This window comes from Actinomycetota bacterium, from assembly GCA_019347575.1.
Classification (GTDB): Bacteria; Actinomycetota; Nitriliruptoria; order Nitriliruptorales; family Nitriliruptoraceae; genus JAHWKY01.
Map to the genome: position 1 here is coordinate 196566 of JAHWKY010000001.1, position 25814 is coordinate 222379.

The following is a 25814-nucleotide window of genomic DNA, read 5'->3' on the forward strand; positions in this document are numbered from 1 at the left end:
TGAACCGGATGCTCCGGTTCAACGGTTCGACCTAGGAGGGCACAGGGTGGCATGGCGTCTCGGCGCGATCTTGTCGGCGCTGGCGCTACTGGCCACGGGGTGCGGAGGCACCGGGGAGCCGGCCGACGCGAAGGACGCGCTAATCGCCGCCCTCGAGGCGACGCTCAAGGACTCGTTCGCCTTCGAGGTCAGCGGCGAGCTGAGCCCGGCGTTCCGCGACGTCATCATCCGCGACGACCCATCGGCTGGCGCGGGGCTCGCGATGGTCACCAGCGCGACGCTCACGGGACGCAGCGACGGCGAGGACGGGACGGTGGCGCTCGAGGCGCTCGGCACGCGCCTCGGGGAACTGCGGTCGATCGGGGACGCCGACCTGTACCTGCAGGTCGACACGCAGACCATCGCCGGGATCAGCCAGGGCGGTTTCGACCCTGACCACGCCGTCACCTCGATCGCCGAGTTGGCGCTGCCCCCCGACATCACCGCGTTCCTCGAAGCGGGAGTGCGGGGCGGTTGGATCGGGGTGCTCGGGATCGGCGACCTCGACCTCGCCGATATCGGAGCCGAGGGACTTGGGTTCCCGGTGGAGAGCTTCGGCGGAGACCTCGACCAGATCGACGAGGCCATCGAACGCACCCGTGAACGCTTCTCCGACCCCGCTGTCGTGATCGGCGAGTTCACCACCGTGACCGTGACCGAGAGCGACGGGGCGGAGGTCTACGAGGTCGCCATCGAAGTGCACGCGCTGATCCGCGAGGCTGCCGAGATCGTCGGCGACCTCGCGGGCGACCCCGTCCCCGAGGAGGATGTGCAGCAGACAGTGGACCAGGCACCCGAACGGATCGAGGGCCTCGTCATCACGACCCGGGAGTCGCGCATCACTGGGGTGAGCTTCGACGTAGGCCGCGCCGCCACGGCGTTCCCTGACGCGCCGCCCGAGCTGCAGCCAGGAGCTGTCGTGATCGAGGTCGCGCTCGCCGACCACGGGGCAGCTGAGCCCGTCGACGCCCCGGATGACGCGGTCACCATCACCGCCGAGCAGCTCGTGGAGGTGTTCCTCAGCCTGTTCGGCGGGATGCTCGGACCGGAGCTGGGTGACGATCCGAGCGGTGCGCCCCCGGGACAGGCGGCGGTGGCGTCGGACGCGCGCAACCTCGCCATCGCGATGGAGACCTACTACACCGACCTCCAGACCTACACCGACGACCTCGACGCCCTCGTCGGGCAGGGAGCCGTGGTCGCTCCCGGGCACGCCGTGGCGATCTGCCTCTACGAGGACGGGCAGGCCTACGTGCTGTACGTCACCGATGGGCTGGGCAACGACATGTACTACGACTCCGGCCAAGGTGGCATCATCGAGGGAACGGCCCCGACCGACCTGGGCTGCGAACCGACCCTCTAGATCACTAGCTCGGCAGCCCGAGGAGCCAGCGGACGTTGCCGCCGTAGAGCTGCTCGCGGGCGCGCCCCGCGATGCCCGGGTTCGCCGCCTCGTAGGTCCCGAGTGGGTCGGCGATGCCCTCGGCGTGGGGCCAGTCGGAGCCGAACATGAACGTGTCGTCGCCCACGTCGGAGATGAGCCGCGCCGGCTGCTCGTAGGCGAGCGCCCCGACCCTCACCTGGCGCCGGAAGTAGTCCGAGTACGCGTGCGGCAGTTCGACAGGGGGCCGGCCCATCAGGGCGTTGAAGAAGCCCATGCCTCCATCGAGCATCAGCAGCCACTGCGGGACCCAGTGAGCGGTGAGCTCGATGACCGCGATCCGCAGGGACGGGTGCCGCTCGAGCACGCCGTAGACGATCAGGTCGGTGAGGGCGGCCGCAGGCGCGACCCACAGGAGCACGGTGTCGAGCAGGGAGTTCACCGGGTCGGTGTCGTCGCGGTACCACACCGGGTCCAGCGGCCGGCGGTGCGCCCCGACGTGGAACGTGACCGCGACGTCGTGTTCCGCGAACGCGGCCCACACCGGGTCGAGCGAGGCGTCGTGCAGCGGCACGTCGTCGACGGGCGACGGGGCGACCATGGCCATCTTGATGCCCGCGTCGCCGAGCCGCTTCAGCTCGTCGATCACCCAGTCGCGGTCGCGGAGGGTGAGGTGCGCGACCGGGAACAGCCGCCCGGCGCCTTCCTGCGCGACCTCCGTGGCCCAGCGGTTGTACGCGGTGAGGTTGGCGGTCAGCGCCGGGACGTCGGCGTTCAGCGTGCCCTCCCACAGCAGGCCGTGGTTGGGGAACAGCACGCTGCCGTCGAGACCGTGCTCGTCCAGCCAGCCGACCCGTGCGCTGGGGTCGGTGTAGGCGGCGGGGAGCAGCTCGTCGTAACGGGCTTCGGCGGGTTCCCCCGCGCGTTGGCGGTTGCGCTGCTCGCCGAGCTCGGCGATCCGCCCGGGGTGCTGCACCTCGGCGAGGTGGATGCGCTCGCCGCGCCACGTGATCCACGCGTAGCCCAGCTCGTCGTCCTCGATGGCGACCGCGTCGGAACGCGAGGCGGGGTCGATGCGGTCGGACCAGCAGTCCCGCGGCTCGTAGAGGTGGCTGTCGGCGTCGATGATGTCCATGACCGCCGAGCGTAGAGCCCCGTGCGGTCGGTCAGACGACGAGCTCGGGATGATCCTGGTCGTCGCCCTTACCGTACGCGGCGAAGGTCGCGGCCACGTGGGGGAGGCAGTCGGGGCAACAGAAGACGTGGACGCTGCGCTCCACGAGTTGATCGCCAGCGTCCTCGCCAGCGCAGATGGGGCAGGTCACAGCTTCCTCGTTCAACTCCTACACAGAAGGTACGTCGGTACCCCACCACCTCGAAGTACGTACGACCCGCCTGCTTGGACACCGTTCGCGCCCTGACTGGCCCCACGGACGGGGCGCGGTAGCGTGGCGCCGGTCACGAGGAGGGTCCGTGTCGGGCTCCGAGGCGGTCGAGGTCGAGGTCGGTGCGCGCTCGGTGCGCATCTCGAGCCCCGACAAGCCCTACTTCCCCGAGGTCGGGGTCACCAAGCTCGACCTCGTCACCTACTACCTCGAGGTCGCGGAGGCACTGCTGCCCCACTGCCGCGATCGGCCGCTGAACCTCGAGCGCTACCCCAACGGTGTCGGTGGCAGCCAGTTCATGCAGAAGCGCATCCCCGACAACGCCCCGCCGTGGCTGCAGACGGTCGAGGTCACGTTCGGGTCGGGGCGCACCGCACGGGAGCTGTGCCCGGCCGGGATGGCGGAGGTCGTGTGGGCCACCAACCTCGGGGCGCTGAGCGTGCACCCGTGGGCTGTGAGACGCCCCGATCTCGCCCACCCGGACGAGCTACGGATCGACCTCGACCCCATGGAAGGGGTGGCGTTCGACGCGGTGCGACAGGCTGCGCTCGTGGTGAAGGAGGCGCTGGAGGACCACGGGCTCCGCGGGTTCCCCAAGACCTCGGGCTCACGGGGCATCCACGTGCTCGTCCGCGTCGCCCCGACCGACTTCGTGACGCTGCGTCGGGCCGCGGTCGCGCTGGCCCGCGACTGCGAGCGCCGCGCCCCGGACCTCGTCACCGCGTCGTGGTGGAAGGAGGAGCGCGGGCAGCGCGTCTTCCTCGACTACAACCAGAACCTGTGGGACCGCACGATGGCGTGCGCCTACTCGGTGCGCCCCGTACCCGAGGGCCGGGTCTCGATGCCAGTGGACTGGAGCGAGGTCGGGGCGGTGGAGCCCGACGCGTACACGGTCCTGACGGCGACGGAGGTCCTGGCGGAGCGGGGCGATCCGATGGCCGAGCTCGATGCGAGCCTCTCGCCGCTCGACGGGCTGCTCGCGCTGGCCCAGGAGCACGAGGACGCCGGCATACCTGACGCCCCGTGGCCCCCCCACTTCCCCAAGGGCGCCCGCGAGCCCAAGCGTGTCCAACCGAGCCGCGCCGCGGACGACTGACCCGGAGAGACGTCAGGGGCGGTCGAGGTCGATGGCGACGGGGAGGGCGTGGTCGCGCCAGTGGTCGAGGTCGCCGTCCTGGCGCGGGGCGTACTTGGCGTGGACGAGGTTGCGGGCGAGCACGTCCTCCCGCTCCCGCTCGACCACCCGGGCACGCCCGCGGTAAGCGACCTCGCCGATGCGGATGGTGACCTCGGCGTGAGTGATGAGGTTGCGGACCCAGTCGCTGTCCTCGCCTCCTCCGGACAGCAGGTAGACCGTCATCCCGCGCAGGGCGAACCAGATCTCGATCGTGTGCGGGACGCCGGTCACCCGCCCCGCGGTGGTCAGGTACGCGAACGGCTCCTCCGCCCGCGCCGCCAGCTCGCTCTCCGCGCTCATGAGCCGAACACCGTCGCGATGACCTCCGGCGTCGGCACCTCGAGCTGGTCGTAGGTGCAGTGCTCGGGATCCTTGTCGACGCGGAAGCGCAGCAGCCGCGCGGTGTGCCGGAAGCGGTCGTTCTCGAGCTTCTCGTAGGCGACCTCGGCGACGAGTTCGGGGCGCAGCGCCTCCCAGCTGGTGTCCTTGGCGGCGTTCCAGCGGTTGCCGCCGCGGGGCGTGATGTCGGTGCCGTCCTGGAAGATCCAGGGGTGGTCCTCCTCGGCGTCCTCGCGGTACGGGGCGACGACGTCGACCAGCTCCCGGCGGAGGTCGGCCTTGAAGCTCGAGGCGACGCCGACGTGACGGAGGTAGCCGTCGTCGGCGTAGAGGCCGAGCATCAGCGACCCGATGCCGTCGCCGTCCTTGTGGAAGCGGAACCCCCCGACCACGCAGTCCGCGGTGCGCTGGTGCTTGACCTTGAACTGCGTGCGCTTCCCCGGCTCGTAGATCCCTGTGAGCGGCTTCGCGATCACGCCGTCGAGACCGGCGCCCTCGAACTCGCTGAACCAGCGCTGACCCTCGTCGGGGTCCAAGGTGGCCGGTGTGAGGTGCACGGGGCGGCTCGCGCTCGACACCGCGTCCTCGAGCAGGGCGCGCCGCTCGCGCATCGGGGCGCCGAGGAGGGGTCGATCGTCCAGGGCGAGCAGATCGAACGCGACGAAGCTCGCCGGGGTCTGCTCGGCCAGCATCGCGACCCGCGACTCGGCCGGGTGGATGCGTTGCTGGAGCGCGTCGAAGTCCAGCGCCCCGCCCGTCGCCACGACCACCTCACCGTCCACGACGACCCGCTCGGGCAGGTTCGCGGCGAGCGGCGCCTCCAGCTCGGGGAAGTAGCGCAGCAACGGCCGCTGGTTGCGCGACTGCAGGTACACGTCGTCGCCGTCGCGGAACACGATGCAGCGGAAGCCGTCCCACTTGGGCTCGTAGAGCAGCTCCCCGGTCGGGAAGGAGCGCACGAGCTTGGCCAGCATCGGCTCGATCGGTGGCGTGACGGGCAGGTCCATGGCTCGCCAGGCTACGCGCGGAGCACCTCGCGCCCCGTCTCGATCTCAGCGAGCACGTCGGGGAGCGGGGCGACACCGATCCCCGCACCATCGGGCACTAAGAGGTGTCCGCCCCGGAGGACGAACGGCTCGGTGAGGTCGGTGGCCCAGTAGCGGTCGCTCGCGGACGTGTCTCCGGGGAGCGTCACCCCTGCCAGCGCGGCGAGGGCGACGTTGGCGGCGCGGCCGATCCCGGTCTCGAGCATCCCACCGACCCACGCGGGTACGCCCCGCTCGACGCAGACGTCGTGGGTGGCCACCGCGGCCAGGAAGCCGCCGAGGCGACCGATCTTGAGGTTGGCGATCTCGCAGGCCCCAGCGGTGATCGCGTCGGCGGTCGCGGTCGGGGAGACCAGCGACTCGTCGAGGCAGATGGGCGTGGTCAGCACGTCGGCGAGACGCGCGTGGTCCATCAGGTGGTCGGGTGGGAAGGGCTGCTCGACGTAGGAGAGCTCGAACGCGTCGAGCTGCACCAGCTGCGGGGTGTCGTCGAGCCGGTAGGCCGTGTTGGCGTCGACCGAGAGCGCGACCGTCTCGCCGAACCGCTCGCGCACCGCTGCGACGGGTTCGAGGTCGAAGCCCGGCTCGATCTTCAGCTTCACCCGCAGGTAGCCCTCGTCGAGGTGACCAGCGACGACGTCGAGCAGCTCCGGGACGCCGCCCTCGGGGATGCCGACGGAGACGCCGGCGGGGACGCGGTCCCGCACCGCCCCGAAACTGGCGGCAAGGTCGCTGCCGGCGGCTCGCAGCTCCGCGTCCAGCAAAGCCAGCTCCAGCGCGGCCTTCGCCATCCGGTGCCCGCGCACCGATCCCAGGACCGACCCGACCTCCGGCGCTGCGACCTCTCCCGCGGCGAGCAGCCGTGGCACGAGGTGGTCACGGAGCACCGCCGCCGCGCCGTCGGTGTACTCCGACGAGTAGATCGGTGCGTCAGGCGTGGTGCACTCGCCCCAGCCCTCGGCGTCGTCGCCGACCACGCGCACGAGCAGCACATCGCGGGAGTGCTGGACCCCGAACGAGGTCCGGAAGGGGGCGACGAGAGGCATCGCGACACGGACCAGCTCGACCGTCTCGATCCTCACGGGCGCAGCTCCTCGAGCCCCCGCTGCGTGAGCACGTACCAGCCGTCGCGGCAGAAGCCCGCGACCCGGTAGCCGGAACCGAGCGCCTCACCCAGCACGCCGCGCAACGCCATGCGCCAGCGCGTCGCCAGCTCGGGGTCGTCCTGGCGCATGGTCTCGATGTCCTCCGGAACCTGTACCAGCAGCGGGTCGGACCCCGGCTCGTCACGGAGGGGTTCCTGGCCGTCACCGACCTGCAGCACGGCCGTGGCACCCGCCGTCAGCAGCGCGTCGATGCGCGGTTCGCTGGCGTGTCCGGAGACGGCACGGATGGCACGTGGGTCGTCCAGGCGCCACGTCACGGCGCCCCGGTCCGTCGGCTGACCGCGGTTGAGCTCGTCGTCCAGGCGACCGTAGAAGTCCAGGTGGTAGCCCACCAGGTGCGCCCCGAGCTTGACCAGGTTGAAGTACGCGTTGCGACGGATGAGCGGGTCGAAGGTCCACACGATCCGGTCGATGCCGCGCTCGAGCGCCCACGCGCGCTGGTGCAGCTTGAGCGCGAAGCCCACCCCGCGCCCCGTCCCGGTCGTGCCGGTGATGTGGCTGTGCAGGTGCAGGTGGCCGTCCTCGTCGATGCCCGAGAACGCGACCGTCGCCCCGACGAGGCGGTCGCCGTCGAACGCCCCGCTCACCTGGTTCCCGGCGTGGTCGAGGGCGCGGATGACCTCGGTGGGGAGGACGGGGACGTCACGGCCCCACACCTCGTCGAACAGGCGCGAGGCCGCCCGGTGCTCGGACACGTCGTGCAGGTCGCGGATGGTGACGTGGGCTCGTTCGGCGGCCTCGTCGGCGACCGTCCGGGCAGCGGCGACACCTTCGGGATCCATGGGGACAGTCAAGCGCCGCGTTCACTGGCCAGCAGTTCCCTCCCGGCCCGTGACCGGATGGCCCCGAACACCCCGCCGATCGTCAGCAGGCCGCCGAGGAGGTGGCGGGCGCTCATGGGCTCGTGGAGGAACAGCCACGCCAGGCCGCCCGCGAGGAACGGCGTCGCCAGGCGGAACACCGGCGGCACGTTGGCCGGTACGTAGGCCAGCGGCCACGTCATGACGAAGTGACCGATGAAGCCGGGTCCGATGGCGGTCGCGGCGGCGAGGACGAGGTCGGTGCGCGTGACCGTGCCGATCGCGGCGTCGGTCGCGGAGACGTACGTGCTGACGGTCACCGCCCCGACCAGCATCACGATCGCGAGGAACGGCAGCACGTCGATGGCCGCTCGATGTCGCTTCGACAGCAGGAAGAAGTAGGCGAACAGCGCGACGTTGAGCAGCGCCAGGGTCAACCCGACCGCGTCGGCATCGCCCGAGAGCCCGGCGGCTCCGACCACCGTGCCGGCACCGACCATCGCGAGGACGGACCACGCCCAGAACCCGCGGGCGGGGCGCTCGGCGAACATCGGCAGCGCGATCGCCCCGGTGACGATGGGGGACAGGGTCGCGATGAGCGTCACGTCCGCGACCGAGGTCAGCTTGATCGCGGTGAAGAACGCCAGCTGGTGCAGGCCGAACACGACTCCCGCGCCCGCGGCCGCCCGCACCGCGACGGGATCGAGGCGCCGACCGCTGGCGCGTACGTGGATCGTCGCCGCGACCGCCAGGACCGCAACCCCGATCCAGAGACGCCAGAACGAGAACACCGGACCTGACACCGACGAGCCGCGCACCATCACCGGTCCGGTCGCGTAGAGGACCGTCCCCACAGCGATCAGCGCGAGCGGGCGCCGCGACGCGACACGTCGGACCGGACGCGCGTGGGTGCGCAGCCGGTCGCCGAGGGGGGTCTCGCGGAAGCGGGTCACGGGCCGAAGCTACCCCGGCACCGGTACGCCCTCCCAGCCGGCGCCCCCAGCTACCGTTCACCTCGGGGCGAGGGGGTTCGAAGGTGTCGGTTCCGCAGGTGCACACCGCGACGTCGGATGTCACCGACTTGAGCGTCTACGTGCCGCGCCTGTCCCTGCACTGGGAGACGGTCGCGGGAGAAGATCCACGGCATACGGCCCTCGACGCCTCGATGGTGTTCGTCGACATCTCCGGCTTCACGGCACTGTCGGAGCGTCTCGCGTCGTTCGGCCGTGTCGGGGCCGAGGAGATCACCGACCTGCTCCAGCACGTCTTCACGCGCCTGCTCGCGGTCGCCTACGAGAACGACGGCAGCCTGCTGAAGTTCGGTGGTGACGCGCTTCTGCTGCTGTTCGTCGGGGACAACCACGAGCTCCGTGCGGCTCACTCCGCAGCCGGCATGCGCCGCAAGCTCCGCGAGCTCGGCGAGCTCGACTCCATGGCGGGCAAGGTCCGGCTCGGGATGACCGTCGGGGCGCACAGCGGCCGCTTCGACTTCTTCCTCGTCGGGGACTCGCACCTAGAGCTGGTCGTCGCGGGACCCGCCTCTAGCCGTGTGGTCGAGCTCGAGGGCGCGGCCGAGCAGGGCGAGGTGATGGTCTCCCCCGAGACCGCAGCGCACCTCGGAACCGATCTGCTCGTCCCTGGCCGCGCCGGGGGGTCGCTGCTGACCGAGATGCCAACGCCGCCCCGCGTCCCCCACGACGTGTTCGCCCCCAAGGCCGCGGCTGACGCCGCATCGATCCTGCTGCCGACGGGGTTGCGTCGCTTCCTCGAGGCCGGCGGAGGGGGCGCTGAGCATCGTCAGGCGGTGGTCGCCTTCCTCGCGTTCAAGGGCACCGACGACCTCATCACCACCGAGGGGCCAGCGGCGTGCGCGGAAGTTCTCGACGACCTCGTGCGACGCACCGCCGCTGCCTGCGATGAGCACGACATCACCTTCCTCGGCTCGGATGTCGCGGAGGGTGGGGGCAAGCTGATCCTCGTCGCCGGCGCCCCCGTCGGCCACGACGACGATGACGAGCGCATCCTCCGCGCCGCACGCCAGATCGTGTCGAGTCCCAGTCGGCTCGCCGTCCGCATCGGCGTCAACCCCGGCCCACTGTTCGCCGGCGTCGTCGGGCCGCCCTACCGCCTGACCTACACCGTCATGGGCGACACCGTGAACCTCGCCGCGCGGCTCGCCTACGCCGTCGATCCCGGCCACGTCATCACGACCGCCTCCACGCTGGAGTCGACCCGCTCCCGGTTCGCCTCCACACCGGTCCCGGCGTTCCACGTCAAGGGCAAGACCGATCCCATCGAGGCTGTGATCGTCGGCGAGCCGCGGGGCCAGCGCATCGAGCAGACCCACCGCGTTCCGCTCATCGGTCGTGGTCGCGAGATCGCCAGGCTCGACGAGCACATCGCGGCGACCGCCGACGGGGGACGGGTGGTCGAGCTGGTCGGACCGCCCGGCATCGGCAAGTCGCGGATGCTGGGGGAGCTGCGTGACCGCCACCCGGAGCTTCGCCTGCGGTACGGGCACTGCGCCAGCTACGAGTCCAACACGCCGTACTTCGCGTTCAGGGGCCTGGTCCGCTTCGTCCTCGAGCTCTCGGACGACGCCGGCGGCGACGAACTCACGCGGCGTCTCGAGACCCTGACCCCGGACCTGGTCCCGTGGGCAGCGCTCGTCGGCAGCGTCGTCGACATCGCGGTCGACGAGGGTCCCGAGGTCGCCGCCCTCGACCCGCAGTTCCGCGCGACACGGTTGCGGTCGGTCATCGGCGAGCTGCTGACGACCGTGCTCCCCGAACGCAGCATCGTCCGGATCGAGGACGTGCACTGGATCGACGACGCCTCCCGCCAGCTGCTCGAGCACCTCATCCGCGCCGTTATCCCCGAGACCGACTGGCTGCTGGTCGTGACCTCGCGCGAGGTGACCTTCGACGAGCTGGTCGACGAGGTGATCGAGCTGCAACCTCTCGGTGAGGAGGCGGTCGAGGAGTTCGCTCACGAAGCCGCTGCGCGGGGACTGGTCACGCTCGACGCCGCCCGCCAGCTCGCGAGTAGAGCCGGCGGCAACCCCCTGTTCCTGCAGGAGCTGCTGGCCTTCGAGGGCACCGGCGACGACGTCCCCGACACCGTCGAACGGCTGATCGCCGCCCGCATCGACCAGCTCGCGCCGGGACACCGCGAGCTGCTGCGGCACGCCGCGCTGCTAGGTGGGGCGTTCGACCTGTCGTTGCTGCGGTCGGTGACCGGCGCGGAGGTCAGCGACGCGGACCTCGATGAGTTGGAGCGCTTCGTTCGCCGTGACGCCCCGGGGGAGTACACCTTCGAGCACGACCTGTACCGTGAGGTCGCCTACGCGGGCCTGCCCTACCGGCGTCGGCGCGAGCTGCACGACCGTGCGGGGCGCGTCATCGAGACCCGCCACCTCGACGCACCCGAGGAGGTCGCCGAGAGCCTCGCTCTGCACTACCACCGGGCGGGGCGCCACGAGAAGTCGTGGCAGTACAACCGCGTGGCCGCCCAGCGTGCACGCGCCCGCTACGCCCCGGCGGAGGCGGCCCGACTGCTGCGGTGGGCGTTGGAGTCGAGCGGTCGTGTACCCGACCTCGACCCGGACGAGGTCGCCGATGCGTGGCAGGAACTTGGTGACCTGATGGAGCTGCTTGGCTCCTACGGGCGCGCTGAGGAGGCCTACCGACGAGCCCGCCGGATGGCTGCACCCGATCGACGCCCGGCGCTGTGGCACCGCTCGGGGATCGTGCGTGAGCGCGAAGGTCGCCTCGAGCAGGCGCTGCGCTGGTACACGCGGGCCGAGCGGGCCCTCGAGGGCCGGGTCGATCCCGAGTCGCGCCGACTGTCTGCACGCGTCAGGCTGCGCAAGGCCGAGGTGCGCATAATCCAGGGACGCAAGCGGGAGGTCCAGCAACGGGTCCGCGAGCTCCTACCGGAGGCCGAGGACCTCGGCTCGCCGGAGCTGCTCGCCCGGGTCCACTTCGTCCTCGCGTGGGTCCTTCAGGGCGAACCCGAGGCCGCGGAGCACCAGCGATCGGCTCTCTCCCTCTACCGCGACGTAGAAGATCTCGTCGGGCAGGCCAACGTCCACCTCGACATCGGGATAGCGGCCTACCACGACGGTGACTGGGCGAGCGCCCGCGATCAGTGGACGCGTGCTCAGGAGCTCAAGCTCGCTGCGGGCAACGAGGTGGGTGCGGGCATCGCGATCTCGAACGTCGGCGAGATCCTGTCCGACCAGGGACGGTTCGACGAGGCCGAGGACGCGTTCCACTACGCCCTCCGCCTGCACCGAGCGGCCGGCTTCCAACTCGGGATCGGCATGTCGTTGGGCAACCTCGGTCGTCTAGCGAGTCGGCGGGGCGAGTACGACGTCGCCCGCACGACTCTCGAGGAGGCCCATCGCGTCCTCGGGGCAGCGAGGCTCGAGAAACCGGCGCGTGAGATGCGCGCGCGCCTGGCCGAAGCAGCTGGCTTCGGAGGCGACGTGGAGGGCGCCCGCGAACACGCGCTGTACGTCCTGGAGGCGGTCGGCAACGACGCGAACCCTGAGTCGGTGGTAGCGAGCCGGGCGCTGGTCCTCGCGAGCGCGTGGGAGGAACGAGCCCCGGCGAGCACCGAGCTCAGGGCGGTCCGCGACCGCGCCGTCTCGGCCGAGTCGACCCACGAGCTGCTGTTGGCCGACGTCCTGCTTGCGTGGTGCCTGGGGGGCCAGGACGATGAGGCGTCAGCCCGCTTCCGTGCTGCCGCCACCGAGCGTGCGGAGATGCTCGGACTCGTCATCGATCCGCTCGTCCTCGCGGTCGGGCCCGACCTCGCTCAGGCGGGCAACCGGAACCACGCGTAACGAGTCGAGCCGTCGTCGAGTCCGAGTTCGAAGCGCCAACAGGTCCCCGCGTCCACGGACGGCACGATCGCGTCGAACTGCATCCGACGGCCGGTGATGTAGACATCCTGGTTGTTCTTCGACGCCGCGGGTTGTGGTGAACCGAGGGAGGATGCGTCTGCAACCGCTGTCGTACAGGTGACCTGCTGCCAGTCGGTGCGCACCACGATGCCGGTGTCCTCTTGGAGCACACCCTCGAGGTAGACGCGCCACTTCATCGGCTCGGCCGATCCCGCGGTCGTGTCGTTCCACACGTCGTTCACGATGGGCGAGTAGAAGCCGTCGAACTCGTAGGGAGGGGGCAGCACCGTGAAGGTGGCGCTGGTGGTTGTCACGTTGCCCGCTCCGTCCGTCGCGGTCACCGTGAACGTGTGCGTCCCGGGCGGCAGGTCGAGCACCGCCCCGATGGGGTGGTCGCCGGTGCACGAGCCCTCACCCGAGGGTCCGAAGCTCGAGCACGTGAACGCCACCTCGATCCTGGCGTCGTGGGCGTACGTGGCCCCGTCGGCGGGGGACTCGATTGACACGGACGGTCCCGTCGCGTCGATGGGGATCGTCACATCGTCCGCCAACGCGCCCTCCGAGCTGCGGATGTCGAGCACGTGGACGCCGTCCCCGTCGACCACGAAGGAGGTGCCCTCGATCGGCACCCAGGTGTCGGACCCCGCGTCCCGCCGCTCGTAGACAGCACCGTCGAGCGGTGGGAGCTCCACGGTGACGGCCGAGATGAACCACCCGTTGGCCCCCGGAGTACCGGCGAGGTTGAACGCCAGTTCGCCCGGTTCGGTCAACGGGACGAGGTCGCCCTTGTTCCGCCAGAACGAGACGTCGCCCCGTGCGTTGACCGCTTGGCCGAGCACCTCGATGGGCCGGGTGTCGGCGCCGGGAAGCGGGCTCCGGCCGGTCCACGTCGTCCCGCCGTCGTTCGCGGACAGGTCGACGTGGTGCCAGTCGCCGAACTGGTCCCGCAGCAGCGCCGAGAACGCGACCGTCGACGCGCTGCCGGTGTCCACGGTGGCGGTCACGACCGCGTCGCCTCCGTCGCGATCGACGACGACCTGCTGGATCGTGCTCGGCTGGTTGGTGGTGGCGTCGGACAGCAGCAGCCGGATGCGCAGGTGCGTGTCGAGACGGAGGTCACCCACGATCTCGCCGTTCTCGACGCCGGTCGAGCGGAACGTCCACGGCAGCACGGTGAGGACCTGGTGCTCACCGAACGCTGAGTCGATCGTGGTGATGGTCAACGGCCGCGTCGGGTAGATGGTCCCGAGCGCCTCCGGCTCGGGCTCGATGTCCGCACTGGACAGGATCGCGCGAGCGAACGCGGGGTCGTTGGACAGGTCCTGCGACTCAAGCGCGGTGAGCACCGCGCCGTGTACCCGGCGCCCCGCAGGATCGATGCCGGTCACGTCGAGGATGGCTCGCGCGCCCGTGGGTCTTCCCGTGACGGCGATCGGGGCGTAGCCGTGCGGTCCGATGACCTCGAAGTGCACACCGTTGTCACCGTTCACGAGCAGGAGGCAGTCCTCCCCGGCTGCGCAGTCGCCCGGTGCGTCCACGAGACGCAGATCGAGCGTGAGCTCCGCCGTGCCGAGGCCCGTTGCCGGGTCGTCGGCGACCGGCGTCGTCGTGGCCGGTGGGGCGATGGGGTTGGCGGTCAGCGCCTGACCCGGATCGGTGCCATCCCCGTCGCCAGACGTCGTCTCCGTTCCCGCGATCCGGTACATCGGCAGGCCGAACAGCAGCATGCCCTGCATCGCCTTGTACGCCTCGGCGGCGTGTCCACCTTCGCGGGCGTACACCTGCGCGGAGGTGAACGCTCGCGCCTGGCCCACCGTCATGGAGCCGTCGAGGTTCCGAGCGAGGAGCACGCTGTACAGCTCGCCGGCGGCGATCGTGTCGGTGTCGCCGTAGTTGAAGCCGCTGTTGGCGATCACGATCCCTCGACGTGCCGCGACAGCATCGGCCCAGTCACGTACGTTCCCCGCCTGGGTCGGTAGGTCGTAGCCGAAGTGGCACCCCATCGAGGTGACGATGCTGCCGGGGGGCAACGCGGCGAGGTCGTCGGTGAAGAACGTGTCGGTGTAGTCGTGCGTCACGCTGCCGTGGGCGGCCAGGAACCGGCGGTGGTCCGAGTGCCCGTTCAGCGAGGCGACGACATCCTCAGCGCCAGCGGGGACGTCGAGCGCGGTACGGAGATCGTCCGCCGTCCAGGTGTCGGACAGTAGTCGATCGCCGACGATCCCCAGAGCGGCATCGAGGTCGTCCGCGGTCTGTGTCCCACCATCGAGCAGGTGTTGGTAACCCGTCGTCACGGCGTGCGTCGGAGTGAGCACATCGGGGTCGACCTGACCCTCGCTGCCCTCGAACTGTCCCAGAGCGGCGACGGTGGAGACGGGGTCGCCCGGCAGTCGCCCGAGCCCCATCGCAGGGACCCAGGCCGCCTGGTCCAGCCACGGCTTGGCCTGGGGGCTCACGATGGGGTCGTCACTCAGGAACATCCCCGCCTGGAGCGCCACCGTGAGGGGTGTCCCGTTCGCCGGCTGCCAGCCGTTGCTGGGGTCCCCGTCGACGTCGGCGATGCCGACGTCGGCGACGATGGACGACAGGAAGGCGCGCTCGTTGCCCAGCCCAGCGCCATCCCGGATGCGGGTGTAGGGGATCTGGTCGTCGTCGCCGATCACCACGACGTGTTCGATCGGCAGCTGTGAGGCGTAGTCGAGGACGACGTCCCGGATAGTGCCGGCGACCGCGTTCGCCGCCAGTGGGTCGCAGCGGTTCGCATCCCACGCCGTGTACGCCGCAGCGACCTCAGGGTCGCCCTCCACGGGGACGATGGCCCCGCGCACGCCGAGATCGTGCCGCCCCGCAACGGAGGTCGCTGCGGACAGGATCGCGTCACGGTCGACGATCCCCCAGTGGTCGGTGAGACGCTGGCGGTTGACCAGGAACAGCGTGTTGGTCGCGGGATCGAGGTCCGCGACGGCGGGCAGACTCCCCTCGTGCCCGGTGCTGGTCACGAACGGCGGGATCTGGCACTCGCCCAGACCGATGATCTTGGCGCTGCGGACGTGGTAACGGAGCACGTAGGGCAGTGGCGACGAGGCGCCGTTGTAGCCCGAGACCTGCAGCGTGTAGAAGCCGCTCTCGCCCGAGGTGGCGGTGATGTGGATGGATTCGGATCCGTCGCCGCGTCCTGTGCTGACCGCCCGGATGCCCTGCTGCTCGAACGGCGCGGAGTCGGTGGGGACGTCCTGCAGCGTCTCGGGGTCCGTCAGGTCGTCCGAACTGGTCGACTCGGGGATCACGTCGTTGTCGTTGTAGGGGTTGTCGTTGTAGGGGTTGTGGTTGTAGGGGTTGTGGTTGTAGGGGTTGTCGTTGTAGGGGTTGTGCTCAAGAGCGGTCTCACTCGCCCCGCTCAGCACGAGGTCGTAGTCACCCGGCAGGTGGCTCAGCACAATCCGCAGCTCCGACCCGGCGGCCGGCACGGGGATCAGCCAGGTGTCGAGTTCGTGTGGCTGCGCGATGTGACTGAAGCTGAGCGCGTCGGGCGTCAGGGTCGTCCACGTCGACGGGTCACCATCGGGCGCGTTGGGCTCGAACCGCTCCGTCACCGTGACCGGAGCCGACTCGGCCGTGTTCGCCGTGTAGGCGTTCCCCAGCGCATCGGTCCCGGCGACCTCCGCGGCCGCCGTGCCGGTCTCGAGCACGTGTCCGGGGTTGGCCTGCAGCGTCAGCGTGACGCTGTCGCCGGCCGCGACGTACAGGTCGGTCGTGAAGGTCAGCAGCTGCCGCGTCCCGCCCACACGGGGCGGGTCGACCGGTTCGGTGAGGCGCGCCGCACCGTCCGCGGTCACCAGGGCCGCGGAGCCGGGCACGAACGCGAAGCCGCGCGGTAGCGTCACGGCGAGCTGGGGGTCGACCAGGGAGGAACCTGTCGTGGAGGGCGTGGTCGTCAGTGAGTAGGTGACGAAGGGCCCGTCCTGCGCGTAGCTCGACAGCAGCAGCGAGCCGAGATCGGCGTTCTCGAAGGGGAGCGCGTCGAGGTCGTGGGTCGTGCCGCGCAGGGCGTCGTGGACGGTCGCGCGGGCGCGTTCCGCGGCAGGCAGCGCGGCGAGCAGATCCGCGAACGTGGTACCCGCCACGAACGCATCCGCTTCCGCGACCTGCCCGAGCGTGCCGCAAGCGGTGCACGACACCAGCGCGGCGAGCTCGCCCGCGACGGGAGTGGACGCCCACGGTGTCAGGCGCGGGTCGAAGCCGGGGAACGGCGCGGCGATCTGCATCGACACGGCGCCCAGGGGCGAGGCGGGCGCAAGTTCGATGCGGTCGAACGTCAGCGCATCCCAGGGGATGGCGGTCATGTCGAGCCCGAGCAGGTTGACGGTCACCAGGGTCGAGGTGTTGGGGTCCAGGCCGTGTTCAGCGCAGCTGACCCCGTTCGTCGCCAGTAACGTGCACCACGCCTCGTCGCCGGGCAGGCGCAGGTTCGCGAGCGGTGTGCTGCCGAGCGCTGCGGCGCCGCCGGTCACGACCCCGAGCGGGCTGGCATCGACATCGATGTCCAGGTGGGTGATCGGGGGCGACGGGGGCGGGGCGAGGCGCATGATGTCGAGCAGCGTCAGGTCCTGGATGGCGACACCACTCAGCGATGGGCTGGCGGCGGGGTCGGAGAAGGCGGCCTCGGTGTGGTCGTCGATCACCGCCTGCCACCCCCCGGGCCGGACCATGCCGACGCTGGTGAGCGGCGTGGTCGCGAGGACCGAGATCGGGGCGCCGAACAGGAACGAGCTCGCGTTCGCAGGATCGTCGTGGTAGGTCCGCGACGCGTCGACCGGGGAGGTGTTGAGCGTTCCTGCGAGCAGCGGGTTGCGGTCCGTGTAGGGGTTGTCGTTGTAGGGGTTGTCGTTGTAGGGGTTGTCGTTGTAGGGGTTGTCGTTGTAGGGGTTGTCGTTGTAGGGGTTGTCGTTGTAGGGGGATGCGGCCAGATCGCCTCCCGAGAAGGACAGCTCGGCGATCGGCAGGGACTCGATCGGGATGCTGCCGACACCGGCGGGCACCTCGTTCCGGTCCGCGGTGAGACCCACCGAGGCGATCTCGACGGGGTCGCACGAGGTCAGGACGGTCTCGACGGACGCGGTGTTGTTGGTCTCGTCCTCCTCGACCACCACGTCGTCGGCGTCGACCGTCAGCTGGAGCTGCGCGCGGCCATCGTGCCCGTCGAGCGCAGCCGCCGGGATGGCGAGGTCGACCTGCTGCCGCACCTGTTGTCCGGGGCCGAGGTGGCCCAAAGCGATGCGGGCGAGCGGCTCGGTTGCAGGCCCCGCCACCAGCGTCACCGTGAAGTGGGAGGGTCGGATCTCGGAGCCGCCGCTGTCGGTTATCGCGTTCGTGATGGTCACGTCCGCGGAGAACGTCCGGTCGGGACAGATGTGGCGGGGGGCAGCTTCGATGGAGCCGGTCAGGTCCGCGGTGGATGGCGTGAGCGTGCGGAAGCCGAAGTCGGCGTTCTCCCCGAACGCCCCGTCTGCCGCGACGCCAGCCGCGTAGAGGTCCGGCGAACCGGCCGGGCACTCGTTGCTCAGCAGCCCCGGCGAGCAGGTCATGCGCCAGGCCAGGATGAAGGGGGAGTCCGCGATCGGCCCGAGGACCTCGAGCACGTACTCCTGGCCCGCGTTCGCGGCGACCGCCGCGGGCAGGCCGACGGTGACGAAGCGGGTGCCGGCGGTCGTGCTGCCCTCCGTGCGGCCCTGCTCGACGAGTCCGCCGCTGCCGTCCGGCTCGTAGAACACGACGGTGAAGGTGCCGTCGAAGTTGGCGGTCAGGCACAGCTGCACGTGCGACAGCGCGCCCCGCGACGGCACGAACGACTGCCGTTGCTCCGCCCCGAGCAGCGAGCGCGTTCCCGGGAAGTCGGTGGCCGTGCACTCGGGGTCGTGGAGGGGGTTGTTCTCGGCGAGGTGCATGCCGATGAACTGGTCGCGGTAGGGACCCCCTGCCGGCGGCGGCGTGTGGTCGGCGACCGCCGCTGGCACACCGGTGGCGACCACCGCCCCGAGCGCCATGACCACGGTCGCGAGCATCGCGACGCTGCGTCGAAGAGCCGTTCCCCGCTTGCCCATCGTCGTTCCCCTTCTTGCGGCACGGCCTCGCACCGGATCCAGGAAGGGCGAAGAGACGTCAGACACAGCCGTCCCCCAACGACTGTGCGACTTCCCCCCGCGCGATCCCCCACTGCTCCGGGGTTGACTCGCCCCCCCGGATGGACTAGCCCGCAGCGTACCGCCGGTAAGCTCGCAGGCGGTAGCGGAACCGCTGGGAACGTTTCCACTCGGGCTACATCGCGCGGTGCGCGCCCGAAGGTCGTGCGACCACTGCACGGGACCGCGCGTTGGGTGCGGCAGATGGACCGGGACCTTGCACCTCGCCGCGGTCCCTCCCACACTGCGCCCCGCCATGGACGCACACCGCACGCTCCGTTCCGCCCGGGTTCGCCGGGTCCGTGCGCGTGTCTCCAGCCTCGTCCTGGGGCTGTTCCTCCTCATCCTTTGACGCCGCGGCGCCGTCCCACCGAGCACTGACGGCGACCGCGGAGGCCTCTCCCGCACGCGGGATCCACGTCATCGACCGCATCCCCAGGCCATCCGAGGAGGCACCACCCCATGGGCACCCCCACCGACGTCGCCGCGGCAGAGCGCTTCGGCCCCGACGTCACCATCTTCGACACCACCCTGCGCGACGGCGAGCAGTCGCCCGGCATCTCGCTGGACGCCCGCGAGAAGGTCGAGATCGCCGAGCAGCTCGCGCGGCTGAACGTCGACGTCATCGAGGCTGGCTTCCCTGCCGCCTCCGCCGGTGACTTCGACGCCGTGAAGGCGGTCGCCGAGGTCGTCGGCAACGACGACCACCGCGGCGCCCCGCCCGTCATCGCCGGGCTCGCCCGCTGCGTCGACGGCGACATCGAGGCCGCGGGCAAGGCCCTCGCACCCGCCGCGCGGCACCGCATCCACGTCTTCATCAGCTCCAGCGACATCCAGCGGACGGTGATGCTGAAGGCCTCCCAGGAGGAGGTCATGGCGCAGGCGGTCCGCGGCGTCGAGCTCGCCAAGAGCTACACCGAGGACGTCGAGTTCAGTCCCCAGGACGCCACCCGCACCGACTTCGAGTTCCTGGTCGAGCTGTGTGCCGCCGCGGTCGAGGCGGGCGCGACAACCATCAACATCCCCGACACGGTCGGCTACGCGCTGCCCCACGACTTCGGGCGCTGGATCGCCCAGCTCCACGAGCGCATCCCGGCCATCGGGGAGCGCGGCGTCATCGTCAGCGTGCACTGCCACAACGACCTCGGCCTGGCGGTTGCGAACTCGCTGGAGGCCGTGCGCAACGGGGCGCGGCAGGTCGAGGTCGCGGTCAACGGGATCGGCGAGCGCGCGGGGAACTGCTCGCTCGAGGAGATCGTGATGGCCATCCGTACCCGTGCCGACCTGATGGGCGTCGACCACCAGCTGCACACCCCCGAGCTGCTGAAGACCTCCCGGCTCGTCAGCCGTCTCACCGGCTACCACGTGCAGCGCAACAAGGCGGTGGTGGGGGCCAACGCGTTCGCGCACGAGTCCGGCATCCACCAGCACGGCGTGCTGCAGGACCGCCAGACCTACGAGATCATGCGGACCGAGGACGTGGGTGCCGAGGGCAGCCAGATCGTCCTGGGCAAGCACTCCGGACGCCACGCGTTCAAGCAGGCGCTCGACGAGCTGCAGATCGAGCTTTCGGCCGACGAGGTCCAGGCCGCGTTCGAGCGCTTCAAGGAGCTGGCGGACAAGAAGGGCGAGGTGACCACCAAGGAGCTCGAGGCGATCGTGCTCGCCGAGACCAAGGTGCGAGCCGACGACGCCTACGAGCTGGTGGCCTTCGAGGTGTCCAGCGGGACCCAGCGGGTCCCGCACGCCCGGGTCGAGATCCGGCTCGTGGACGAGAACCGCGTTTCGGTCGGCGAGGCCGACGGGGACGGCATGGTCGATGCGTCTTGTCGCGCGATCCGCGACGCCATCGGTCGCAACGGGGTCACGCTCGTCAGCTTCGACGTCTCGGCGGTGACCGAGGGCGTCGACGCGCTCGGCGACGTGACCGTGGTGGTGCAGGCGGACGACGGCACCCGTTACACGGGGCGCGGCGTCAGCACCGACATCGTCGAGGCGAGCGCCCGCGCCTACCTCGACGCGCTCAACCGAGTCCAACGCATCGTCCCCCGTACGCAGGAGTTCCGACCGTGACACGCGCAGGGAGTACCTTCGAGGCCTGGAGGAGTCAGGGCATGGCCAAGATCAAGCTGAACGTCCCCCCGGACCAGACACCGGAGGAGGAAGCGGCGCTGGTGGCGCAGGTCGCCGCCGCGATCTCCGAGACGACCGGGGAGGAGCACATCGAGTTCGAGCTGAACAAGCCCGAAGAGGTCGACTACCAGGCGGTCAGTCACCGCACCGAGGCGTCGAAGCGCTGGTCTTGAGGTGAACGACGCACCCAGGACCCTGGTCGACAAGATCTGGGACAGCCACGTCGTGCGGACGGCGGAGGGCGAGCCGGACCTGCTCTACGTCGACCTGCACCTCGTGCACGAGGTCACCTCGCCCCAGGCGTTCGAGGGGCTGCGGCAGGCCGGCAGACCGGTCCGGCGGCCCGACCTGACCGTCGCCACGATGGATCACAACGTGCCGACCGACCCGGCGCAGGTGCGGGGTGAGGAGCCGCTCGAGGACGAGCTGTCCGCGGCGCAGATGGAGGCGCTGGCTCGCAACTGCGAGGAGTTCGGCGTCACGCTCTACCCCATGGGTGTGCGCAACCAGGGCATCGTCCACGTCATCGGACCCGAGCTCGGGCTGACCCAGCCGGGACTGGTGATCGTGTGCGGCGACAGCCACACCGCCACCCACGGGGCGTTCGGGGCGCTCGCGTTCGGCATCGGCACCAGCGAGGTCGAGCACGTCCTGGCGACCCAGACGCTGCCGCAGCGCCGGCCCAGGACGATGGCGGTCGAGGTACGAGGAGACGAGCTGCCCTACGGCGTCACGGCCAAGGACCTCATCCTCGGGATCATCGCGAAGATCGGGGTGGCCGGAGGGATCGGCCACGTCATCGAGTACCGCGGACCGATCGTCTCGAGCCTCTCGATGGAGGAACGGATGACGGTCTGCAACATGTCGATCGAGGGCGGGGCGCGGGCCGGGCTCATCGCTCCCGACGAGACCACCTTCGCCTACCTCAAGGACCGCAGGCACGCCCCGCAGGGACCGGCTTGGGAGGACGTGCTCACGTGGTGGCGCACCTTGCAGACCGACGATGAGGCCACGTTCGACACGGTCGTCGAGATCGACGCTGTTGCACTCGAGCCGACCGTCACCTGGGGGACCAACCCGGCGCAATCGGTCCCGATCTCGGGCTCCGTCCCTAACGTCGACGAGGCACCCGACGAGCAGACCGCCGACCAGTGGCGGCGCGCGCTGGCCTACATGGGTCTCGACGGGGGCGAGGCCATCACCGACCTGACCGTGGACCGCGTCTTCATCGGCTCGTGCACGAACTCGCGCATCGAGGACCTGCGCCGGGTCGCTCGCTACGTCGAGGGAAGGCAGGTCGCCGGCTCGGTCCGCGCCATGGTGGTGCCCGGGTCGGGACTGGTGAAGGCCGCGGCCGAGAACGAGGGGCTGCACGAGGTGTTCACCGCGGCCGGGTTCGAGTGGCGCGAGCCGGGGTGCTCGATGTGCCTGGGGATGAACCCGGATGTGCTCGCCCCGGGGGAGCGCTGCGCGTCCACCTCCAACCGCAACTTCGAGGGGCGGCAGGGCGCGGGCGGCCGCACCCACCTGGTGTCGCCCGAGATGGCCGCCGCCGCGGCGGTGCACGGCCGGTTCGTCGACGTTCGCGAGGTAGCACAGAGAGAGGAGGGCGGGGCGTGAAGGCCGTGAAGCGGGTCGTGGGTACCGTCTGCCCGCTCGACCGGGCCGACGTGGACACCGACCAGATCATCCCCAAGCAGTTCCTTAAGCGGATCGAGCGCACCGGGTTCGGCCCGTTCGCGTTCAACGACTGGCGCTACGACGAGGCCGGCCGTCCCCGCGACGACTTCCCCATGAACAAGCCCGAGCACGAGGGCGCGTCGATCCTGCTGACCGGTCCCAACTTCGGCTGCGGCTCGTCACGCGAGCACGCCCCGTGGGCCCTCCAGGATGCGGGGTTCGAGGCCATCATCGCTCCGAGCTTCGCGGACATCTTCCGCAGCAACTGCGGCAAGATCGGGCTGCTCGCGGCGGAGCTGCCCGGTGACGACGTGCGGCGCCTGTTCGACCTCGTGGCCGCAGACCCCACCGCCGAGGTCACCGTCGACCTGCCGTCGCAGACCGTGTCGGCCCCGGACTTCGAGGCGAGCTTCGACATCGACGCGCACACCAAGCACTGCCTGATCCAGGGTCTGGACGAGATCGGGTTGACCCTGGAGCACGACGACGCCATCGCCGCGTTCGAGGCGGGGCGCCCGGGGTGGCTGCCGACGGCGTCGTGACGAGCGCGTGCATCTGGACCCGGTAGGCGGGTCGATCTGCACCCACTGGTCTCGTGGCAGCCGCCCACGAGCCTCGAAGGCAGCACCGTGACGGGCTACCGCGTCCGCCTCGACCCCGCCGGCGAGGTCGTCGAGTTCGGCGCGGACGTCCGCGAGGCGACCTTCTCCGATCTGCTCCAGGGCGGCATCCACCGCGTCCACGTCGCCGCCCTCACGAGCACCGGTGACAGCTGCGCGGCGACGCGGACCGTGCTCGTCGTCGGACCCCCGAGCGCTCCAAGCGACCTCGTGGCCAGCGCATCCGAACGACGCGTCGAACTGACCTGGTCGCCTCCTGCCGACGACGGAGGCGCACCGATCGAGGGCCACCGGGTCGAACTCGCTGGGAGCGACGGCACGACGCGGCAACGTGACGTGTCGGCTGCGACGTTGTCGCACGAGTTCACCGACCTCGTCAACGGCGTCACGTACGAGGCCGAGGTCGCGTCTCGGAACGAGGCCGGGTTCGGCCCAGCCGCGGTCGCTGCACCCGTGGCTCCGCTCGCGACGCCTGAGGATGCGGCACCGCCGGAGCCCCAGGCCCCGGCCACACCGGGCGGGCTCACGGCGGAGCCGCTCAACGGCGCCGCCGACCTCGCCTGGGACGACGTCGACGGCGCGACCGACTACGTCGTTGCCGCGAGCCCTGGCGACCACGAGATCGTCGTCACCGGGACGAGCACGCGCCTGCGGTGGTCTACATGGCGACGGGGACCGCCTTCCCGGACGCGCTCGCCCTGAGTTCGCTTGCCGGTACCGAGCCGGGCCCGCTGCTGCTCGTGCGCTCCGACAACGTCCCGGAGGCGATGCGAACCGAGCTGCAGCGGCTCGCGCCCGAGCGAATCGTCCTCGCCGGTGGGACAGGAGCGGTATCGGAGGTGGCGCTGACACCTTGGCGCGGGCGACCGGTGCGGAGGTCGTACGGATCGAGGGATCGGACCGCTACGCGACCGCAGCCGCGCTGAGCGCGGCGTCGTCGGCACCCCATCCGGCGACCGCCTACCTGGCGACGGGCGTGACTTCCCCGACGCGATCGCTGCTGGTGCGGCGTCCGCGGCGACCGGGGCACCCCTCCTCCTCGTGCCGTCCGACGGTTCCGTGCCGACCTCGGTCTCAGCGGAACTCTCGCGTCTGCGCCCGACGAGTCTCACCGTCGTCGGCGGTCCCGCTGCGATCGGCGAGCTGGTCGTCGCACTGGCGACGGGTGCCGCCTCCTGACCAGCCGGCCGAGGCCGCTTACAGGAGTTGCCGGGCCCGGTGTCGAACACCCTGGGTACCCCCCAACGTCCCGAGGTAGGCCCATGGCACCCTCCCGCCTGCGCACGTTCGCAGCCTTCACGGCTCTCGCCGCACTCGCCACCACCACGATCGCCGCCCACGACGCCGAGCCGCCCAGCTGCTCGGGTGATCAGGTCATCGAGAACCTGACGCTGGAGACCTCCGGCGAGGCGCCCATCACGCTCGCCTACACCGTCATCCGGCCCGCCGAGGCCAGCGAGACCTTCCAGGTCCCGGTGATCCTGCACAGCCACGGCTGGGGCGGCAGGCGCTCGACCGGCGGGTTCAGCGCCTGGACCGAGGCCTGCATGGCGGTCGTCAGCTTCGACCAGCGCGGCTTCGGCGCCTCCGGCGGCGAGGCCAACGTGCAGGATCCGCGGTTCGAGGCCCAGGACGTCAAGAGCCTCATCGACTGGATCGCGGAGCAGCCGTGGGTGCTGCACGACCAGGTCGCTGATGGCGAGGGTGGCCTCGTCGACGATCCGACCGACCCGCTGCTCGGCGCCATCGGCGGGTCCTACGGCGGCGGGTACCAGTGGATCACCGCGCTGACCGAGACCCGCGAGTCCGGCAGCACCCGCTTCAACGCGATCGCGCCCGAGATCTCCTGGTACGACCTGCCCGAGTCGCTGGCCCCCCAGACCGTGGTCCGCACGGTGTGGGTGAGCGCGCTCTACGCGGCGGGGGCGAGCGCCGTGCCGCAGTACATCCACGAGGCGTTCGCCTACGGCGCCGCCACCGGGCAGTGGCCCGACGGCGAGTTCCAGCCCGGCCAGGGACTGGCGGACCCCGGCGTCGAACCGGACATCGACGCCGTGTTCCACGCGCACAGCCCGGTGTCGTTCGTCGAGGACAGCGTGCAGCTCGACGTCCCCGCGCTGATCCTGCAGGGCACGACCGACAACCTGTTCAACCTCAACCAGGGCGTGCACAACTTCCTCGACACGCTCACACCGGAGGCTCGCTCGCGGTCGAGCTTCGTCGCTTACAACGGCGGACACGCGCTACCGAGCGCGGTGCCGTTGGGCAGCGCCTCGGGCGGCAACGAGTGCGCCAGCCAGGCCGGCGGATGGGACGGCGTGCGGATCACCTACTACCAGCGCGCGTTCGGGTTCGACCACGGCTCCACCGCGGACCTGTTCGGCACCGGGACCCAGGCGGTAGGCACGACCGCGGATGGCGAGTGCATCGCCATCGAGTCGCTCGAGATCGGCGGTGGACCGGATGTGTCCGCGAACGTCGACGTGACCCTCGAGGACGGCTACATCGCGATCACCGGCGCCGGCGCTCCGATCAACCTGCCGCTGCTGACCGCGTCCGAGCCGATGACGCTCGCCGGCGTCCCGACGCTCGACTACGAGGCGTTCAACGTCGGTGTCGACTCGCGCGTGTTCTTCGCCCTGTCGAAGGGCACCAACCAGGCCGACGCGACCATCATCCAGAACAACACGATGCCGCTGTACCTGCCCGCCCCGACGCAGCCCGCCGCCGGTGTCCCCGACACCTACGACGGCACGATCGAGCTGCCGGGTGTAGTCGTCGAGCTCGACGCAGGCGAGTCGCTGTTCCTCACCGTCTCCGGCACCGCCGACATGTACGCCGGCCACGGCTCCATCCGGACCCCCGGCGTGGTCATCTTCGACGACCTCGCCGTCTCCCTACCCCTCGACTAGTACGAGCGACGCTGCATCCGCATCGTCGATGGGGCGGTCGAAAGGGGT

General features: G+C 70.8%; 19 protein-coding genes. 11 read left to right on the plus strand and 8 right to left on the minus strand.

The features are described from left to right. Positions 1-46 precede the first annotated feature (46 nt). Positions 47-1402: a hypothetical protein gene (locus tag KY469_00865; protein ID MBW3661623.1), complete on the plus strand. Its 1356-nt coding sequence runs from the start codon at positions 47-49 to the stop codon at positions 1400-1402. A 4-nt stretch (positions 1403-1406) separates the two neighbouring features. Here KY469_00865 and KY469_00870 read toward each other — a convergent pair whose 3' ends face one another. Together KY469_00870 and KY469_00875 are read right to left on the minus strand one after the other, a co-directional pair. Next, positions 1407-2555 (minus strand): amidohydrolase, encoded by a 1149-nt coding sequence (locus tag KY469_00870; protein MBW3661624.1) that lies wholly within the window; start codon positions 2553-2555, stop codon positions 1407-1409. A 31-nt stretch (positions 2556-2586) separates the two neighbouring features. Further along, complete coding sequence (locus KY469_00875) at positions 2587-2745, minus strand: hypothetical protein (GenBank protein ID MBW3661625.1); 159 nt, start codon at positions 2743-2745, stop codon at positions 2587-2589. On the opposite strand from KY469_00875, the gene ligD reads away from it, so the two are divergent. Continuing rightward, positions 2732-3901, plus strand: coding sequence for a non-homologous end-joining DNA ligase (gene ligD, locus KY469_00880; protein MBW3661626.1), 1170 nt, complete (start codon positions 2732-2734; stop codon positions 3899-3901). The two genes, KY469_00875 and ligD, sit on opposite strands and share 14 nt — an antisense overlap. A 12-nt stretch (positions 3902-3913) precedes the next feature. On the opposite strand, the gene KY469_00885 is transcribed toward ligD, so the two are convergent. From KY469_00885 to KY469_00905, 5 genes are read right to left on the minus strand one after another with little or no spacing between them, the layout of a single operon-like run. Next, entirely contained in the window at positions 3914-4282 is a 369-nt protein-coding gene (locus KY469_00885) for a nitroreductase family deazaflavin-dependent oxidoreductase (GenBank protein MBW3661627.1), read from the minus strand. Then, on the minus strand, positions 4279-5328 hold the full coding sequence (locus tag KY469_00890) for an ATP-dependent DNA ligase (protein ID MBW3661628.1): 1050 nt from the start codon (positions 5326-5328) through the stop codon (positions 4279-4281). The genes KY469_00885 and KY469_00890 overlap by 4 nt, the downstream gene beginning before the upstream one ends. Positions 5329-5339: 11 nt before the next feature. Then, positions 5340-6449, minus strand: coding sequence for an o-succinylbenzoate synthase (menC, locus tag KY469_00895; GenBank protein ID MBW3661629.1), 1110 nt, complete (start codon positions 6447-6449; stop codon positions 5340-5342). Beyond that, positions 6446-7315 (minus strand): GNAT family N-acetyltransferase, encoded by an 870-nt coding sequence (locus tag KY469_00900; protein MBW3661630.1) that lies wholly within the window; start codon positions 7313-7315, stop codon positions 6446-6448. The genes menC and KY469_00900 overlap by 4 nt, the downstream gene beginning before the upstream one ends. An 8-nt stretch (positions 7316-7323) precedes the next feature. Beyond that, the gene (locus KY469_00905) at positions 7324-8286 is read right to left on the minus strand and encodes a DMT family transporter (GenBank protein ID MBW3661631.1); all 963 of its coding nucleotides are present in this window, start codon (positions 8284-8286) and stop codon (positions 7324-7326) included. An 83-nt stretch (positions 8287-8369) separates the two neighbouring features. On the opposite strand from KY469_00905, the gene KY469_00910 reads away from it, so the two are divergent. Next, positions 8370-12182 (plus strand): AAA family ATPase, encoded by a 3813-nt coding sequence (locus KY469_00910; protein ID MBW3661632.1) that lies wholly within the window; start codon positions 8370-8372, stop codon positions 12180-12182. Here KY469_00910 and KY469_00915 read toward each other — a convergent pair. Next, the gene (locus tag KY469_00915; GenBank protein MBW3661633.1) at positions 12155-18343 is read right to left on the minus strand and encodes a PxKF domain-containing protein; all 6189 of its coding nucleotides are present in this window, start codon (positions 18341-18343) and stop codon (positions 12155-12157) included. The two genes, KY469_00910 and KY469_00915, sit on opposite strands and share 28 nt — an antisense overlap. A 540-nt stretch (positions 18344-18883) precedes the next feature. On the opposite strand from KY469_00915, the gene KY469_00920 reads away from it, so the two are divergent. From KY469_00920 to KY469_00955, 8 genes are all read left to right on the plus strand, one after another. Then, positions 18884-20494 (plus strand): 2-isopropylmalate synthase, encoded by a 1611-nt coding sequence (locus KY469_00920; protein ID MBW3661634.1) that lies wholly within the window; start codon positions 18884-18886, stop codon positions 20492-20494. 41 nt (positions 20495-20535) lie between these two features. Continuing rightward, positions 20536-20727, plus strand: coding sequence for a hypothetical protein (locus KY469_00925; protein MBW3661635.1), 192 nt, complete (start codon positions 20536-20538; stop codon positions 20725-20727). Position 20728: 1 nt separating this feature from the next. Continuing rightward, on the plus strand, positions 20729-22174 hold the full coding sequence (leuC, locus tag KY469_00930; GenBank protein MBW3661636.1) for a 3-isopropylmalate dehydratase large subunit: 1446 nt from the start codon (positions 20729-20731) through the stop codon (positions 22172-22174). Next, the gene (leuD, locus tag KY469_00935) at positions 22171-22776 is read left to right on the plus strand and encodes a 3-isopropylmalate dehydratase small subunit (GenBank protein MBW3661637.1); all 606 of its coding nucleotides are present in this window, start codon (positions 22171-22173) and stop codon (positions 22774-22776) included. Before leuC ends, leuD begins: the two co-directional genes overlap by 4 nt. 87 nt (positions 22777-22863) lie before the next feature. Continuing rightward, positions 22864-23556, plus strand: a complete 693-nt coding sequence (locus tag KY469_00940) for a fibronectin type III domain-containing protein (GenBank protein ID MBW3661638.1) — start codon at positions 22864-22866, stop codon at positions 23554-23556. Beyond that, positions 23517-23780, plus strand: a complete 264-nt coding sequence (locus KY469_00945) for a cell wall-binding repeat-containing protein (GenBank protein MBW3661639.1) — start codon at positions 23517-23519, stop codon at positions 23778-23780. The genes KY469_00940 and KY469_00945 overlap by 40 nt, the downstream gene beginning before the upstream one ends. After that, positions 23749-24033 carry a cell wall-binding repeat-containing protein gene (locus KY469_00950; protein MBW3661640.1) on the plus strand — a complete coding sequence of 95 codons (285 nt, stop codon included), beginning with the start codon at positions 23749-23751 and terminating at the stop codon, positions 24031-24033. The genes KY469_00945 and KY469_00950 overlap by 32 nt, the downstream gene beginning before the upstream one ends. Positions 24034-24116: 83 nt before the next feature. Further along, positions 24117-25766 (plus strand): peptidase S15, encoded by a 1650-nt coding sequence (locus KY469_00955; GenBank protein MBW3661641.1) that lies wholly within the window; start codon positions 24117-24119, stop codon positions 25764-25766. The last annotated feature ends 48 nt before the right edge of the window (positions 25767-25814 follow it).